The sequence below is a fragment of the Acinetobacter nosocomialis NIPH 2119 genome (genome assembly GCF_000368085.1).
GTDB classification, from domain to species: Bacteria; Pseudomonadota; Gammaproteobacteria; order Pseudomonadales; family Moraxellaceae; genus Acinetobacter; species Acinetobacter nosocomialis.
On record NZ_KB849239.1, the window covers coordinates 2,415,212 to 2,431,958 of the forward strand.

The following is a 16,747-nucleotide window of genomic DNA, read 5'->3' on the forward strand; positions in this document are numbered from 1 at the left end:
ATAAAGTGATCTTGTAAAAGGACTACCATATCTTCTATGTATTTTATTAAACCGACCCGCTCTATCCCTTTCTTAGAGCAAGCTCTGGAAGCATTACCAGACTTACAAGTCATTCACATAGATGATCTCGATTTATATGATCCAACAATTATCGCAATTGCAGATGTACAAGATTTCCTGACTCATAAATGGCGTTTACCTACCATTGTGATTGCTTTTGAACATGAAGGTAGTGCTTTAGCTCAAGCATGGGAAGCAGGTGCTCTTGCGGGATGGGTATGGAACCAGTTACCTCAAGATTTAAACAAGGCATTAACAAGGATTGATGCTCAATATAAACGCAATCAAGATAGTCGCGATTTACCTTCCGCCGCAGAATTGCAAAAACGTTTATTACCAAATCCTATTGATTTATTAAATTATGAAGTTGAAACTTTTTTTCAACCTTCCGCCTATCTATCAGGTGACTGGTATGATTATTGGAAATTAAATGATAAAGAGGTTTTATTCTATCTTGCCGATGTATCGGGACACGGTGTTACAAGCAGTTTATTAACTTCATGGATGGCTGCCTTTCATGGTCGTTCAAAAACACCGCGACAGTTGATTAAAAAATTAAATGGAATGTTAGTTCAAGAGAATATTGAAAAACATATTACGATTGTAGTTGGTATTTTAAATCTGGAAACACATAGCCTTCGTTGGTCTAGTGCAGGTCACTACCCTCCTCCAATTATTTTTGAACCTAATCAACCTCCAAAAATTTTAACAACTAGTAGCTTTCCTTTGGGTTTAACTGACGAACTAGAAGTTGAAGAACACGTTTGCACATTAAATCGCCATGCACGTTTCATAGTTTGTTCAGATGGAGCATTAGAACCATTTGATGGCGGATTGAATGATCAATTTCAACAATTGGTTCAACATTTGCAAAATCAATCATTCCAAGCCCCTGATCATGTTGCTGATGACATTGCCATCTTTAGTCTTTGTCGAATGAATTAATTTAAAAATCAAACAATTAAAAAATATACGACTTAAGGACTCTTGAGTCTGAGATGGCACTATGTGATAATTTTTCTATCCTTCTCTGAAAATGGCATTTATATGTCAACAGGTCATGTTGAATATGCAAGTTTAAATGGAACGCATATTTTCAAACTTATTGGTGAAGTGCGAGCCCATTCTTGTATAAGTCTAGACAAACTTTTAAACAGAATTGAACAGCAAGAGAATGTTGTTGGTGCAATCGTTGATTTAACCCAAACAACATTTATTGATAGTACTGTATTAGGTATCTTAGCTAAGCTAGGTTTAAAACTGAAACAGACTCATCATATTCAAGCTGTGATGCTATCTACCAATCCAGATATCACAACCTTAGCCAACAGCATGGGGCTAGGGCAGGTTTTTGTCATTCTGAATTATTGTGGCGATCCTAACGTTTGTACTTTAACGTTAACGGATGAACACATTACTCATAATGCGATGTTAAGAACTGTTCTGGATGCGCATAAGACATTGATGAAACTCAATGCAAATAATCAGAATATGTTTGAGCCACTTGTTAAGCAATTGCAGAAAGAACAAGATACGCTTGAACAAGTATCTGATAAGCAAAATGCCTAAATTTTATTGCTAATCGGGATTTGTATATGACTCTTGTTTCAGCTGTTCAAATGAATTCTCAAGATGACATTGAAAGCAACTTTCAAATAATTGAGTCATTGATTCAGCAAAGCAAGGCTCAAAATGCTAGCTTAATTGTTTTTCCCGAGAACTTTGTATGTTTCGCTGCTGGTAAACAGCGTGAAACAGCTGAGCAATTTGAATCGATCCAGCAAAGACTTGAAAAACTTGCGCATCAATATCAAATCTGGATTGTTGCAGGTACTCTGCCCTGCCCATTCCGTCCAGATGGATCTATCATTCAAGATGGCCGTGTGCGTACAGTAAGCTTATGTATCAGTCCTGAAGGTACAGAAGCACGATACGACAAAATACATTTATTTGATGTACAAGTTGGCGATGCTGTTGGTGGATATCAAGAATCCCGTTTCTTTGAGCCTGGAACAGACGTTGTAGTCACATCTACTCCTTTTGGCAATATCGGCCTAATGGTATGTTATGACTTGCGTTTTCCCGAGTTAGCTTTAACCCTCAGACAACAAGGCGCTCATCTATTGACTGCTCCAGCAGCATTTACCTATACAACAGGACAAATGCACTGGCAGCTGTTGTTGCAAGCACGTGCAATGGATAGCCAATGCTATGTTTTAGGAGCGGCACAACAAGGTTGGCATGGGGAAAAACGTCAAACTTGGGGACATGCAGGAGCAACTGATAGCCGTGGACAAATTTTAAGTATGATTGAACATGAAGGTAATGGTTTAATTACTGTACCTTTTGATTTAGCTGCTCAAGAACTTGTTCGCACTTCAATGCCTTTAATGACTCATCGTAAATTAATTCACTATTAAAAGCTTAATTATTCATGTGGAAATACTTATTTAGCATTTTTTGCTTAGGGGCAAATATTCACTGTTACGCAGCGGATTTCGGTGCAACAAATCATTTTGTTTCTCCAAATTTACAGCTTAAACAAAATACTTTTCCACCTACTCCAAAAAATATTCCTCTTCCTGCTTTTGGGCAACGAATTATTGGCTGGGGAACTGGTGCTGAAGGTGCAAGACAACGTTTAGAAAATATTCAACCAGCTGATGTTTCTATGATAAAAAAACAAGGCACAACCTTGGAAATGATTACAGCTTGGCAGGATTTTTACGAACAAGAGCAACAACGCGATGAGAACAATCCAACTGCAAGATACCGTGCTCGTTTAATGAAAAAAATTGCTGACCTCTGGTAATTGTTTCAAATTCATATTTTAAAGTTAAAGAGTAATCCTTTGATTACTCTTTTTTTTGCGTTATCTGATTTTTATCAATAACTCAGAATTATGAGCATTTAAGAAATTAAACATAAAGCGATATACTAGAAAAGCACCCACTAGTTTTCTGAGGAATATATGGACCAAGACTGTCAAAACTTAAAGCTTGAGAATCAATTATGTTTCCTCATTTATTCAACAAATTTAGCTCTTAATCAACTTTATCGTAAACTTTTAACTCCATTAGGTATTACCTATCCTCAATATTTGGTGATGTTAGTTTTATGGGAAAAAGATGAGATTACTGTTTCAGAAATTGGCAGCAAGTTATTTTTAGAGTCCTCCACCTTAACACCAATTTTAAAAAAGCTAGAAGCACTGCAATTTGTTAATCGTACTCGTTCAAAAGAAGATGAACGACAAGTAATTATTACGTTAAGCGAAAACGGGAAAAAACTTAAAGAACGGGCAGTGAATATTCCAGCTCATATATTGGAAGCAAGTTCTTGTGATATGACCACGTTACTCGGCCTAAAAGATCAACTGACACAGCTTCGTACAAATATAGCTAAATAATCACCACTTTTTTTACAAAATTAACTTGTTAAAATATTTAAGTCGTGTACGATATATTTGTATTCAATTTAATTTAGGAATAAAAAGATGTCTTTAGAAAAAGTTGTGTATCGTGCAAAAGCTAAAGCAACTGGTGGCCGTGATGGTCGTGCAACTTCATCAGACGGTGTATTAGACGTACAACTTGGTGTGCCTAAAGAAATGGGTGGCGCTGGTGGTGCTGTAACCAACCCAGAACAATTATTTGCAGCTGGTTATTCAGCGTGCTTTTTAGGCGCTTTAAAATTTGTTGCTAACCGCGATAAATTCAACATTAGCAAAGATGCTTATGTTGAAGGTGAAGTTGGTATTGGTCCAATTCCTACAGGTTTTAGTATTGAAGTTACTTTAAATGTTTATTTAATTGGTATGGACCGCGAAGAAGCTGAAAAATTAGTTGCAGCAGCTCATATTGTTTGTCCATATTCAAATGCGACTCGTAACAATATTGATGTAACTTTTAATATTGTGACTGAATAATTATTCATATTGAAAAATGCCCGAATATTATCGGGCATTTTTTATATCTTTCGTATTATGCTTCACTTGCTTCATTAGTTACACGAAGTACTTCTTCAAGTGTAGTTTTGCCTGAGAGCACTTTACGCAAGCCATCATCTCGAATAGAACCAGAATACTGACGGGCATGATTTTCTAATTCAAACTCTGCTGCATTACCATGAATGAGTCGGCGCATAGGTTCGTCAATAGGTACAATTTCATAAATCGCTGTACGGCCATTAAACCCTAAGTGGGAACATTGCTCACACCCTTGAGCTTCCGGTAACTTTAAAGTTGGCTCATGCGAAATATGCTGAAAAACCTGCTTTTCAAAAGTATCGGCTTCACGCCATGTCATACAATGTGGACATAAGGTACGAACCAAACGCTGAGCAACGACCCCAATTAAAGAACTTGAAAGTAAGAACGGTTCAATTCCCATATCTTTAAGACGAGTAACCGCACCAATAGCAGTATTGGTATGTAGTGTCGATAAAACCAAATGACCTGTTAATGATGCTTGTACTGCAATTTCAGCAGTTTCTAAATCACGAATCTCACCAACCATTACAACATCTGGATCTTGACGTAACATTGCCTTTAAAGCACGAGCGAATGTCATATCCACTTTGGTATTAACTTGTGTTTGCCCTATGCCTTCAAGTTGATATTCGATTGGGTCTTCGGCAGTTAAGATATTGCGCGTATTATCATTTAAATCAGATAAAGCTGCATATAAGGTAGTGGTTTTTCCCGAACCCGTAGGACCTGTAACTAAAATAATTCCGTGTGGACGATGCACCAATTGAGTTAAACGCTCATAGTCATTTGCCATTAAACCCAAGTGAGTCATATTAAGGCGACCCGCTTGTTTATCAAGCAAACGCATAACAACTCGCTCGCCATGAGACGAAGGCAAAGTAGATACACGCACATCAACTTCACGTCCAGCAAGTCGTAAAGAAATACGTCCATCTTGCGGCACACGCTTTTCGGCAATATCTAGTTTCGCCATAACTTTAATACGTGAAACAAGTAACGGTGCCAACTCACGGCGCGGCTGTACAATTTCACGTAATTGACCATCTACCCGCAAACGAACGGATAATTTTTTTTCAAAAGCTTCAATATGGATATCAGAAGCACCAACTCGAATCGCCTCTGATAGAAGTGCATTGATCAGACGGACAATAGGCGCGTCATCTTCTTGGTCCATTAAGTCTTCTGTTTCAGGAACCTGATCGGCCAAACTCAATAAATCTGGATGATCTTCTAGACCTGCTGCAACTTGTTGCGACTCCCCTGTGTCACCAGCATAACTCGTACTTAATAAGCTATTAAACTCTTGTTCAGTACATAGCTGATAATATGCAGGCTTCCCCAAAATTCGTCTTGCTTCCTGCAATGCAATTTTTTCTGTATTTTGACGTCTAACAATAAAAACTTGATCACCGTCATAACGAAATAAAACACCATGACGCTTGGCAAAACTATATGGAACTTGTATTTGTTTCAATATTTGCATCACAATTTATAATGATGAGTAAGATGATTTTGAGTGTACTCTAAGCAGATTACAGCGTGAAGTCTGTTTAACAACTCGGTAGAGGAATTTTACGTCTTGTTTGAAAATAATGAATATCAGCCTCGCCCCCAGAATTCTTTAAAATGGTGGGGTGAACAGCACTTTGAAATTAACCAGTCGAAAGCATGGCAATTCGGTTCAATGCTCTTTCGTTTAACGCGGGGCATAAAAGAATGGCGTATCGAATATTATCGTCCCACTCTCCAAGATGATAATGAACAAGATTGGCACATGATCTCGGATGCAAATTTTGGTTTCCCCCATACTGTTCAAGTCGAACGTTACATGTTTAGAAAAACTAATCCGAAGTTTCTACTCATGCCACGTTTGGCGGACCGATCTGTTGTGATTAAACCTGTTGATCCAATTTATATTCCAGCAGGTCAGCGAGGGACTCTTTATATTAGTACTCCTTTATGGATTGCAGGTTTAGTTGAAAGTCAGCATGAACCTTTATTTGAGATTCCTGTAATTCAGCCTAAAGATACATGGTTTGGACCCAATGCACAGCAAGGTGAAATTTGCTATGCCACCTCTGTTGATGGACGTACCGATTTAAATCTATTAACACCACGTGCTTTTAGAGCAGTTACGCCGATTGATTTTCACAATACCAGTAATCATCAATTACGCTTTGATCGTATGAATGTTCCGGTTACCGCCCTACCGCTATTTTATAGTGAAAGTACGGGACGCTTATGGACCTCACAGATTAAAGTTTATTATGAAGGGTCTGACCGCCCTGCCCGCATTCGTATTGAAAACCGTACACCGCCTCTTGCAGGTGAAGTGACTTACGTACATCCCCCACGTTCACCTGGCGGTGCACTATTTAATATGTTTGATTCATTTTTCTAAGGGGGTTTTATGGCTGATTCAAATATTCCTAGAGATATCGCTGATAGCCTCAAAAGTATATTCACCAATATTAATACCGAACGTATCAGTGAAATTTTAGTCGGTGTTGTGCTTTGTTTTATTGGTTTTGTCCTTGCCCGTATTATTTCAAATACATTTATTAGAACCGTTGGCTCACGTTTTAATGCTCATCAGCGTCTGGTATGGCGCCGCGGTATTTTCTATTTTATTTTCTTACTCTTCATTATGACGAGTTTAAAAGAAGCCGGGTTCAAACTTAGTGTATTCCTAGGGGCAGCGGGGATCTTAACAGTAGCGCTCGGTTTTGCTTCGCAAACCTCTGCCAGTAACTTGATTAGTGGTTTATTTTTGATTGGTGAAGGTTCATTTGAAGTCGGTGATACCATTCAAATTACCCTCATTCGTGGCAATACCATCGAAGGTGAAGTCATCTCAATTGATTTGCTTTCAGTAAAATTACTTACACTCGACAACGTCTATATTCGTTTACCGAATGAACAACTTATTCGTGCCCCTGTACACAACTTATCTAAATACCCGATACGCCGTATTCCAATTACACTCGCCATTAATTTTCATGAAGACATTATTAAAGTCCGTGAGGTTCTACTTAACGTCGCAGCAAATTACCCACTCGTGTTAGATGACCCAAAACCTGCGGTTACAGTAACTGCATTTAGGGAATCATCGATTGAGCTTTTATTTGCAATGTGGTGCCGCCAAGAAAATTCTTTAAAAGTTCGAGATGAAATGCAAGAACGTATTCGAAATGGCTTTTTAGATAACCAAATTGAAATTCCTGTTCCTAAAATGGGATTAATTGATCGTCCATCTACTGTTTTTGCTGAAGATGATATCGATCAATATAGCAACCAGAAAGAGTTAAAACGAGAGCCTAAAGCTTAGGCTCTTGATTCTTCTGCACAGAGGATGATGGTGGTAATGGTGCAAGATAAGCAATAATCAACATTACCCCACCTGCTCCAATAAATGAAATAACTCGAGTTAATGTTGCACTTTGCGATAGATCAAGCAAAATCAGCTTTAATACAACAATCCCTAAAAGTGCAGCACCTACAAACCAGAGTTGACGAATCATTTTCCGACTTGAGTATGTGGTCAATACAAATGCCAAAATAACCCAAAGTAGTGTCAGGCTTAATTGGACTATTCCATTTGTCCAAATTGCCACGCTCCATAGCGGTGTTGCCCAGTAATGGTGCAAGCCCCGAACGACTACACTACTAAATACCAGTAAGCCCACTAAAATTGTTGTAATTTTAAAAGTCCACTCCAGTGACTTATCTTGATCAAAATCATGTTGATAAATAATAAAAAGTAAACCTGCAAATATCGCAATTGAAAGAAAGTCCGTTAAGTTAATTAAAGGAATAAAATAAAGGTACTCAGCAGAATGACCATCAAGACTCACCACAAGCAACCACAGTAAGCTTAAACACCACACCGGAATTTGATGCAACAGTGTCGTTTTATGAGCTTTATATGTCCAAAGTGAATAAACCACAGGAACAAAAGCCAAAGCCACAATTGGCATTTTTGGAAAAATAGCCACGCCAACTATTGCTAACGCTAACCAGCTTAAACCAGCCCAGACTTTTAAGTATCCAGACTCACGCGTCTGTGGTTGAGCCATAATAAATAAGCCGCTAAGAATAATTGTAGTGACTAGGAAAGTAGTTTGCTGTAATAGATCGGTCCATTTAAACAGAATGAATACTTGACTGGTAAAGGCTTCTCCCAAAACTAACAACAGTAACAGGCTAATTAAAATTAACTGCAAACTCTGCCATTGCACACGTAATTTATAATGTACGACTGCGCTAAATATTGCGATTAGGGCTACGGCGAAGATCAAATACGGACTTAAACCATGATGATGCCATGCCATTATTTCTATACCAGCTACAGCGCCCGCATACATGCCTAAGCATAAGAAAATACCGCTAAACATACTTGCGCTAAAATAGCGTTGCTCTTTACTGTTGTATTGCAATAAATAAAAAGCAGAAATGAATTGAGCAATTGCATAAATACTAGTGCTTAGCGTTGGGAATTCTTCATTTGCCCAAACCTGATAAAACAGTGCAAGTGAGCTGAGTAAAACTAAAACTACGCCAATATATCGGCTTAAACGATAGCGTTCAGTGACGCCCCACACAATTAAAGCCGTACCTTGTGCAACCCAGCCAATAGCAGTCCAGTGCGCCCCTTTTGCGAGTGGAAAAATTAAGGCAAAAAAAGCAACCGCGAGTATAAAAAAACTTTTTGCAAGAACTGAAAGTTGGGGATGGGATTTTTTAATCCAATAAGTTAATACCGCATAAGTACACGCTAATACAGCAGCACCAATTGTTAAAGCTTGGGTCGACTCATGAACTAAATAAGCATGAAGTGTAAAGCCTAATACAGGAACACTAAAAATAAGGCCAACATCTAAGAGTGGAGGTACACGAATCCCCTCTTGTTTTTCATGTGCTGAAACCCGAGATATATTTTGGCTATAACGAACACTTAACCAAATAAACAAGGCAATATGACACCATAAAATCCAGTCTAATGTGCCAAATTTTGCTGGCTCGGCATAAAATGCGATTGCACTACCACCAATAAACATTGTGGCAAAGAAAGCAATTTGATTTAAAACTTTCCATGGCTGAATAAAGTTAACGGCAGCGACCGCAAGATTAATGACAAAATAGTAACTAAATAGAAAAATCACATCAGGACGATATTGCGGAATCACTAAAGGAGCCGCATAAGCCATACCGAGTGCCAGTATTGCTAAATAAATGGCTTGTTGTTTTAAGCTCAGGAATACCGTAATTGATAATAAAATAGCAAATAAAATACTCGCTGTAGTTAGACTTGCGATTACACCGAAATGATGCGAGAACACAAGCGTTAGAAAGACAATCGCTAACCCGACACCTTGCAACGCCACAGCAAATAACTGGTTTTTCTTTTGCAAGGTATATCCAAATGCTGTTAATACACCTCCTGCAATGGCAATAAAACCAAGTTTCACACCTAAGCTCAACTGCCAATGCTCACTGGCAAAACGCAGTAAAAGCACCACCCCAACCATAAGCACAGCAACAGCAACCCTTAAAATTGGATTACCATGAATCATCCAATCGACTGCTGGTTGCCACCATGCAGTGGTCTGTGTACGAACTATTTGTTCTTCTTGATTTAATGCTATTGTTTCAGGTAAAGCTGGCTCGGTAATATTGTTTGGATCAACTTGCTCTAATACAGGTGTGATCGCTTCTGTATGTATAGATTCATTTACATTTACTGTTTGCTTGGCTGTCTCGAGGAACAATAGACGAGTATGAAATGTACTAATAGTTTGAATCAAACATAACAATAAAACCAGTAATGCCCCACCAGCAATCCACATCCAATGATTGATATAAGCAACTAATGCAACTAAAGCAACTAAAGCAACTAAAGCAACCGCATAAATGACTGTGCGTTGTATGTGAATAGAATAAAGTGGGGTTCTCTGCCGAGAAAACTGTTGTTCTAAATGAGTTAAACGTTGATGTAGATTTGATAACGACTGAACTAGTATGACAGTAAGAGCAATAGATAAAGCAACAACGGCACTCTGAAATTTAAAACCAATTGAAATGGCTAAAAACAAAGTCAAAGCGATCAAAACAACAATCATTCCCTGTTTGTCTTTTTTATACATGGGCTTAGCAATATGACACCTTCATTACTTATCATCTTACTTCAAGCCAATACAAGCGTATATTTATACATACAAAATACTGCAAAAATCATAAACCTGCATTCATAGCCGTTTTCACGTAAAATACCCCTAATTCAAATTAAGGAATTGTTCAATGCCACCATTTGTCTTGGTTGATGGGTCCTATTTTTTATTTCGTGCATATCATGCATTACCACCATTGACGACCTCTACAGGGTTACATACCAATGCAATACGTGGGGCAATTTCTGCCATTCAAAAATTAATGCGCCGTATGCAACCAACACATATGGCCGTCATTTTTGATACGCCTGAGCCAACTTTCCGTCATAAGCTTTCACCTATTTATAAAGGTGATCGCCCGACTATGCCGGAAGAGTTATCTCAACAGATTCCATATTTACACGCTCTAATTAAAGCGCAAGGAATTCCTTTATATAGCCTTCCGGGTGCTGAAGCTGATGACATTATCGGCACACTGGCTAAACGTGCCGTACTTGAGGGGCATCATGTACTGATCTCAACCGGAGATAAAGACATGGCTCAGCTCGTCAATGACTATGTAAAACTTGAAGATAGCTTCAAAGATCGCGTGATGGATACCGATGGCGTATTTGAAAAGTTTGGCGTTTGGCCGAATCAGATTATCGATTACTTGACTCTAATGGGCGATGCATCTGACGGTATTATGGGCGTGCCTGGCGTGGGAGCAAAAACAGCAGCCAAGTTACTGACCGAATATGGCACTTTAGATAATATCATTGCTAATGTAGACCAGCTTAAAGGCAAACTGAGCCAAAATATTAAAGACAATTTAGATAACATTAAGCTTGATCATCAGTTGGCAAGTATTGTTTGCGACCTTCCTTTAGAACTCGACTGGCATGAATTAAAACTTACTGATCCAAATGTAGATGCCTTACGCAATCTCTATACGGAGCTTGAGTTTAGAAACCAATTACAGTCGCTTGATCATCCAAACAACCCAAATAGTTCAAGCTACAAACAGCAAGCTTCACAGACCGTGGTTCAAAATGAAGTTAAACCTGCTGAAACGATAGAAACAGAAGATCAAGCTAGCTTAACTAGTCAAGATGATCAGCTTGGGACTGCAAATTATCATACTGTTTTAACTCAAGAAGCTTGGGATCAACTCTGGCAACGCATGCAAAATGCCGATCATTTTGCTATTGATACAGAGACCACAAGTCTTGATTACCGTATTGCCGAAATGGTTGGTTTTTCAATCGCCTTTGATGCAAAAGATGCCTATTATGTGCCTTTAGCGCATAACTACGAAAATGCGCCACAGCAGCTGGATCGTGAACAAATTCTGGCTCAAATTAAGCCAGTATTAGAAAATGAAGCGGTTAAAAAAATCGGTCATCACCTTAAATATGATGCGCACATTTTTGCTAATCACGGTATAGAACTTAAAGGCTGGTATTTCGATAGCATGCTGGCATCTTATGTATTAAATGCAGCAGCAACTCGTCACGGTATGGATGATGTAGCTCGTGTCTATTTAAGTCACTTAACCACAACTTTTGAACAAATTGCTGGTAAAGGTGCTAAACAGAAGACTTTTAATCAAATTGAGATTGAAGTTGCTGCTCATTATGCAGCCGAAGATGCGCATGTGACTTATCGTTTATATGAAGTCCTTTCAAATAAACTTAAAGCACATCCTGAGCTAGAAAATATTTTATATAACATCGAAATGCCGGTTGCCCGAATTTTGTCAGGCATGGAAGAAGATGGTATTCGTTTAGATCATGCATTCTTAGATAAATTAAGTGTTGAATTTGCAAAAACCATGGAAGGCCTTGAAAATCAGGCTATGGAAATTGCAGATGAAACTTTTAACATTGCTTCACCTAAACAAGTAGGCGAAATCCTATTTGATAAATTAGGTATTAAAGGTGGTAAAAAAACTGCAACTGGACAATACAGTACCAGTGAAAGTGTTTTAGAAAAAATCGAACACCCATTAGCGGAAATTATTCTAGAACATCGTGGGTTAGCAAAGCTAAAAAGTACCTATACTGACCGTCTAGTTGAACAATCTCATAACGATACCCATCGCGTACATACAAGTTATCACCAAGCTCTCACAGCGACAGGTCGTCTATCTTCTTCGGATCCTAACTTACAAAATATTCCAATTCGTAGACAAATTGGCCGTCAAATTCGTAAAGCATTCATTGCACCAGAAGGACGAGTTTTACTAGCAGCCGATTACTCACAAATTGAACTTCGTTTAATGGCTCATTTTTCTCAAGATGATGCTTTAGTACATGCGTTCCAGCACGGACAAGACGTTCACCGCCGTACGGCTGCAGAAGTATTGGGTATTGCGATCGAAGATGTAACAAACGATCAGCGTCGCCAAGCCAAAGCTGTAAATTTTGGTTTACTTTACGGTATGTCCGAGTTTGGCTTAATTCGTCAGTTAGGCTTCACACGTCAAGAGTCGCAAAACTATATTAAGCAATACTTCCAACGCTATCCGGGTATTTATGAATACATGCAACGTACCCGCCAAGTAGCATCGGAGCAAGGCTTTGTTGAAACTATTTTAGGACGTCGTCTTTATACACCAGATATTGATGCTCGAAATGTGATGGTACGTAAGGCTGCTGAACGTGCTGCGATCAATGCGCCTTTACAAGGTAGTGCAGCTGATATTATTAAACTTGCAATGATTGCAGTTGATAAAATCTTGCCAAAAGATCAAGCAAAACTACTACTTCAGGTACACGATGAATTAGTGTTTGAAGCCGATCAAAACATTGCCGAAGAACTTTCTAAGCAAATCGCAAGTGTTATGGAATCCGTTGTCGAAATTTCCGTGCCTTTAGTAGTTGAAGTTGGGCAAGGGCAAAACTGGGATGATGCACACTAAGTCATCAATAAACCAATAAAAAAGGGCTGTGAAATACAGCCCTTTTTTATCGTCTCAACTTAAAGTCCAGTTAAAAGAACTTTAGCAACTTCATTCATTAAGATCTCAGCAATATAGAGCGCTAAGAATGCCAAAATTGGCGACAAATCAATCATTCCCATATTAGGCAGTAAGCGACGGAACGGCGCTAATAATGGTTCTGCCAAATCTTGAATGACTTCAATATAAGGTGAACGAGATTGAGTGAACATCACCACCCAACTCAAAATGATTGTCGCAAAAATTAAATAACGACAGAAACGAATCAAATCTTGGATCATTGTCACAAATGTCAGAATCACTAAATGAATCGGACTATTTGGCATTGAACCTGAAAGATACATCACACCGAAAATTTTCAGTAAATATAAAATAATTAAAAGAACTAACGCGGCTAAATTGAATCGGCCTTTTGCGACTGTTGGAAAAATTCGGCCAAAAATATCAACAATCTTCGTCGCCTTTACTGTCGATAAAACCACAGGATTATAAGGACTTACTGCCGCCAATTGCATTAAGAACCGGAAAAAGACCAATAAAATCGCAACGTTAATTAAAATTCCAAAAATTAGCGCAGAATTTGCACCCATAGTTGTCTTATCCTATTAAAGCTATTTTGCACTGTCACTCAGTTCTTGAGCCAATTCTTGGCTACGTTTCTGTGCAGCAGCTAATGCAGATTGAATATTTTGAGAGATTTGTGCACGATCAAAAACTTCAAGTGCAGCTTGTGTTGTACCATTCGGTGATGTCACATTTTTACGTAGTTCAGACGGAGTATTTGAACTCGTAATTGCCATTTGAGCCGCACCTAATGCCGTTTGAAGAGTTAAAGCAGTTGCAACTTTTTCATCTAGGCCTAGATTTTTACCTGCACGGATCATACTTTCCATGAGGTAGAAGAAGTAAGCCGGGCCTGAACCTGAAACTGCTGTTACCGCATCAATTTGAGCTTCGGAGTTTACCCAAATTGTTAAACCAGTTGCTGCTAAAATTTGACTCGTTAATTCACGGTCTGAAGCATCAACTACATCAGTCGCATAAATACCATGTGCGCCAGTTTGAACTAATGCTGGCGTATTCGGCATAACACGAACAATTCGTTCGCTATCAATAAGATTTGATATTGTCTTAATTTCCGCACCAGCAATGATGGAAATAACCAGTTTATCCGATAATAAGCCTTTCAGCGGACGTAGAACATTCGCTAGAACTTGTGGCTTTACCGCAAGTACGACAACATCCGCATTTTTAATTGCAGCCACATTATCTTGGGTTACATGAACTTCTTTTTCTTGTAATAAATGACGGATTTGTTCAACTGGATCTGAAACGGTAATACGTGTTGGTGGCAAGCCTCTTGAAATCAGCCCGCCGATCAACGCTTGGGCCATATTACCACCACCAATAAAACAGATATTACTATTTACTGCACTTGTCATAACCATATTCGCCATTTACCAGATCACAAGAATGAGAAATTAAATCTGGTTGCCATCCTCCTTGCTCACAATACGGAGACTGAGCCAACCAAAATCCTTTCGGTGTAAAAACCCCAAGCATAACATTATCTATGACTAATATTTGAATTGTATGACGAAGCCAAGGCAAAATATGTGCTTCTTGAATCGCTTTTTTTAACGGCCATTGTCCAACACGACCATATAGATGAATCTTTTCCCCACCTTGGCGTCGAATTATTTTCAATTTTTTATTCAATAAAGAATGACTTAAACCAATTTTTTTACTCTCAATATGGAACAGTCCTGCTGCACCCTGCCATTCTTCTTGTAATTTAAATGAATGCTCCAGTTCAGCTTCAACCAGATTTAATTTTTCAGCAAGATAAATCTGTTTACTTAACCTATAAAGAATATTTTGATAACGGACGTAATAAAACTGGTTCCAATGTAAAGCGGCTTGTGCATCAGATTTAGAATCAATGACTTCTTTTTTTAAGCGCTCGACCATTTCAAATGCAGGTCGATATTGCCCATCACCCTTCATCCATGCAGAAAGTAACTGGCGCTGTCGCGCAAAAGATAACTCGGATAATTTCGTTAAATCTAAATAATCAGCTGAACCCGAATATTGCCAATCATTTTTCAGAACTTCTTCTAAAATTTCGGAAGCATCCTGCATGAGATAACTGGTTCGGCTCAGCGCCTGCTGCATTTTTGGAAATCTTTTTGATAAAAATGGCCAAAGCTCTTCACGACACCACACACGGTCATAATGGGTATCATAATTCATTGGATCATCAATATACTTCACTTCAAGCTGAGCAGCCCAAGAAGCAATTTGCTCACGTGTTAAATCCAAAAAAGGACGCCAAATCGTCATATTTTCACGGTAATCAATGGCTTGCATTGCAGCAAGTCCATCTACACCTGTACCTGACAATAAACGTAAAATAGCTGTTTCGGCCTGATCTTGCTGATGATGAGCAAGCAATAGAATTTCATTTTGTTGTAAATGTTGCTGATAAGCTTGATAACGTGCTTGACGTGCTTGAGATTCCAGATTCCCATCAGAAATCTGTACTTTTTGAATAATATAAGAAATATTTAAACTTGTTGCCTGACTGGCAACAAGCTTCCCCCATTCTGCACTTTGTTCTTGCAGTTGATGATCAATGTAAATTACCCGGATCTTTTGAGGGAAAATTTGAGTCATTAAATGTAGTAGTAGCATTGAATCCATGCCACCACTACATCCAATAAGAAAAGAACTATTTTCTGAAAACTCTTGAGCCTGCTTTAAGACGTGATGCCTAAATTTTCGCTGCCAAACTTCATTAAACGTTGATAACGTGCTTCGCATCGTTCATTTGCATCCATCGGTAGCAATTCATCCAAAGCTTGCTTTAAAACTACTTTTAGGTTTTGCATCACACGCTCAGGGTCTAAATGAGCTCCTTCGCCTTCATCTACTACATATTCAACAATACCTAGAGATTGTAGTTTATCTGCTGTTAAGCCTAAAGCTTCACTCGCTTGAGCTGCTTTTTCAGCAGTCTTCCATAAAATAGATGCACAACCTTCTGGTGAAATCACAGAATAAATACTATGTGACAACATAATCACACGGTCAGCAACCCCAATACCTAGAGCACCGCCAGAACCACCTTCACCGAGTACTGTTGCAACAACAGGAACTTTCAAACTTGAAAGTTGAGCAAGACTGGTCGCAATTGCTTCAGCTTGTCCACGTTCTTCAGCACCAACACCTGGATATGCACCCATCGTATCAATAAACGTGAAAACCGGAAGATTAAAACGCTCAGCCATATCTAGTAAACGCTGAGATTTACGGTAACCTTCTGGGTTCGCCATACCAAAGTTGTGCTTTAATTTTTCACGGGTACTACGACCACGGTGTTGTCCAATGACCATCACAGGTTGACCGTCAAAACGAGCAAGACCACCTACCATCGCACCATCGTCACCAAACAAACGATCACCATGCAAGGCATCAAACTCTGTAAAGATTTCACCGACATAATCTAGAAACTGCGGACGATCAGGATGACGTGCAATTTGAACCGTTGTCCACGCTTTGGACTGAGTAGCTTTTTTCATAGGTCGA

15 protein-coding genes are annotated in these 16,747 nt (G+C 38.8%); 9 read left to right on the forward strand and 6 right to left on the reverse strand.

What is annotated here, in order from left to right; translation table 11 throughout:
* The first annotated feature begins 36 nt into the window (after positions 1 to 36).
* The 6 genes from gigA (at position 37) to F984_RS15125 (ending at position 3,988) form a co-directional block, all read left to right on the forward strand.
* Complete coding sequence (gene gigA / locus F984_RS15100; RefSeq protein ID WP_002054548.1) at positions 37 to 1,005, forward strand: RsbU family protein phosphatase GigA; 969 nt, start codon at positions 37 to 39, stop codon at positions 1,003 to 1,005.
* 102 nt (positions 1,006 to 1,107) lie between these two features.
* Positions 1,108 to 1,629, forward strand: coding sequence for an anti-anti-sigma factor GigB (gene gigB, locus F984_RS15105; RefSeq protein WP_000103065.1), 522 nt, complete (start codon positions 1,108 to 1,110; stop codon positions 1,627 to 1,629).
* A gap of 26 nt (positions 1,630 to 1,655) precedes the next feature.
* Entirely contained in the window at positions 1,656 to 2,480 is an 825-nt protein-coding gene (locus tag F984_RS15110; RefSeq protein ID WP_004710517.1) for a carbon-nitrogen hydrolase family protein, read from the forward strand.
* 14 nt (positions 2,481 to 2,494) lie between these two features.
* A complete protein-coding gene (locus tag F984_RS15115; RefSeq protein WP_002054542.1) occupies positions 2,495 to 2,872 on the forward strand; it encodes a DUF4951 domain-containing protein in 378 nt (125 codons plus the stop codon).
* 159 nt (positions 2,873 to 3,031) lie between these two features.
* On the forward strand, positions 3,032 to 3,469 hold the full coding sequence (locus F984_RS15120; protein WP_004710519.1) for a MarR family winged helix-turn-helix transcriptional regulator: 438 nt from the start codon (positions 3,032 to 3,034) through the stop codon (positions 3,467 to 3,469).
* A gap of 87 nt (positions 3,470 to 3,556) precedes the next feature.
* Positions 3,557 to 3,988, forward strand: coding sequence for an organic hydroperoxide resistance protein (locus F984_RS15125; RefSeq protein ID WP_000051124.1), 432 nt, complete (start codon positions 3,557 to 3,559; stop codon positions 3,986 to 3,988).
* Between the two features lie 55 nt (positions 3,989 to 4,043).
* Here the strand turns inward: F984_RS15125 and gspE are convergent, their stop codons facing one another.
* Positions 4,044 to 5,534 carry a type II secretion system ATPase GspE gene (gspE, locus tag F984_RS15130; RefSeq protein WP_004710523.1) on the reverse strand — a complete coding sequence of 497 codons (1,491 nt, stop codon included), beginning with the start codon at positions 5,532 to 5,534 and terminating at the stop codon, positions 4,044 to 4,046.
* Positions 5,535 to 5,630: 96 nt separating this feature from the next.
* Between gspE and F984_RS15135 the strand changes: the two genes are divergently transcribed.
* Together F984_RS15135 and F984_RS15140 are read left to right on the forward strand one after the other, a co-directional pair.
* Positions 5,631 to 6,452, forward strand: a complete 822-nt coding sequence (locus F984_RS15135) for a hypothetical protein (RefSeq protein ID WP_004710525.1) — start codon at positions 5,631 to 5,633, stop codon at positions 6,450 to 6,452.
* Positions 6,453 to 6,461: 9 nt separating this feature from the next.
* Positions 6,462 to 7,379, forward strand: coding sequence for a mechanosensitive ion channel family protein (locus F984_RS15140; protein WP_004710527.1), 918 nt, complete (start codon positions 6,462 to 6,464; stop codon positions 7,377 to 7,379).
* Here F984_RS15140 and F984_RS15145 read toward each other — a convergent pair.
* Positions 7,369 to 10,194, reverse strand: a complete 2,826-nt coding sequence (locus F984_RS15145) for a DUF2339 domain-containing protein (RefSeq protein WP_004710529.1) — start codon at positions 10,192 to 10,194, stop codon at positions 7,369 to 7,371. The two genes, F984_RS15140 and F984_RS15145, sit on opposite strands and share 11 nt — an antisense overlap.
* Positions 10,195 to 10,348: 154 nt before the next feature.
* Here F984_RS15145 and polA point away from each other — a divergent pair, with 154 nt between their 5' ends.
* Positions 10,349 to 13,120 carry a DNA polymerase I gene (polA, locus tag F984_RS15150; RefSeq protein ID WP_004710531.1) on the forward strand — a complete coding sequence of 924 codons (2,772 nt, stop codon included), beginning with the start codon at positions 10,349 to 10,351 and terminating at the stop codon, positions 13,118 to 13,120.
* Between the two features lie 59 nt (positions 13,121 to 13,179).
* On the opposite strand, the gene F984_RS15155 is transcribed toward polA, so the two are convergent.
* Genes F984_RS15155 through F984_RS15170 form a run of 4 tightly spaced genes read right to left on the reverse strand, consistent with a single transcriptional unit; the run spans position 13,180 to position 16,740 of the window.
* Positions 13,180 to 13,749, reverse strand: a complete 570-nt coding sequence (locus F984_RS15155) for a YggT family protein (RefSeq protein WP_002054582.1) — start codon at positions 13,747 to 13,749, stop codon at positions 13,180 to 13,182.
* 21 nt (positions 13,750 to 13,770) lie between these two features.
* Positions 13,771 to 14,607: a pyrroline-5-carboxylate reductase gene (proC, locus tag F984_RS15160; protein ID WP_080631569.1), complete on the reverse strand. Its 837-nt coding sequence runs from the start codon at positions 14,605 to 14,607 to the stop codon at positions 13,771 to 13,773.
* Positions 14,582 to 15,982 carry a tRNA lysidine(34) synthetase TilS gene (gene tilS, locus F984_RS15165; protein WP_080631570.1) on the reverse strand — a complete coding sequence of 467 codons (1,401 nt, stop codon included), beginning with the start codon at positions 15,980 to 15,982 and terminating at the stop codon, positions 14,582 to 14,584. The genes proC and tilS overlap by 26 nt, the downstream gene beginning before the upstream one ends.
* On the reverse strand, positions 15,919 to 16,740 hold the full coding sequence (locus F984_RS15170; protein WP_002054564.1) for an acetyl-CoA carboxylase carboxyltransferase subunit alpha: 822 nt from the start codon (positions 16,738 to 16,740) through the stop codon (positions 15,919 to 15,921). The genes tilS and F984_RS15170 overlap by 64 nt, the downstream gene beginning before the upstream one ends.
* Between the last annotated feature and the right edge of the window lie 7 nt (positions 16,741 to 16,747).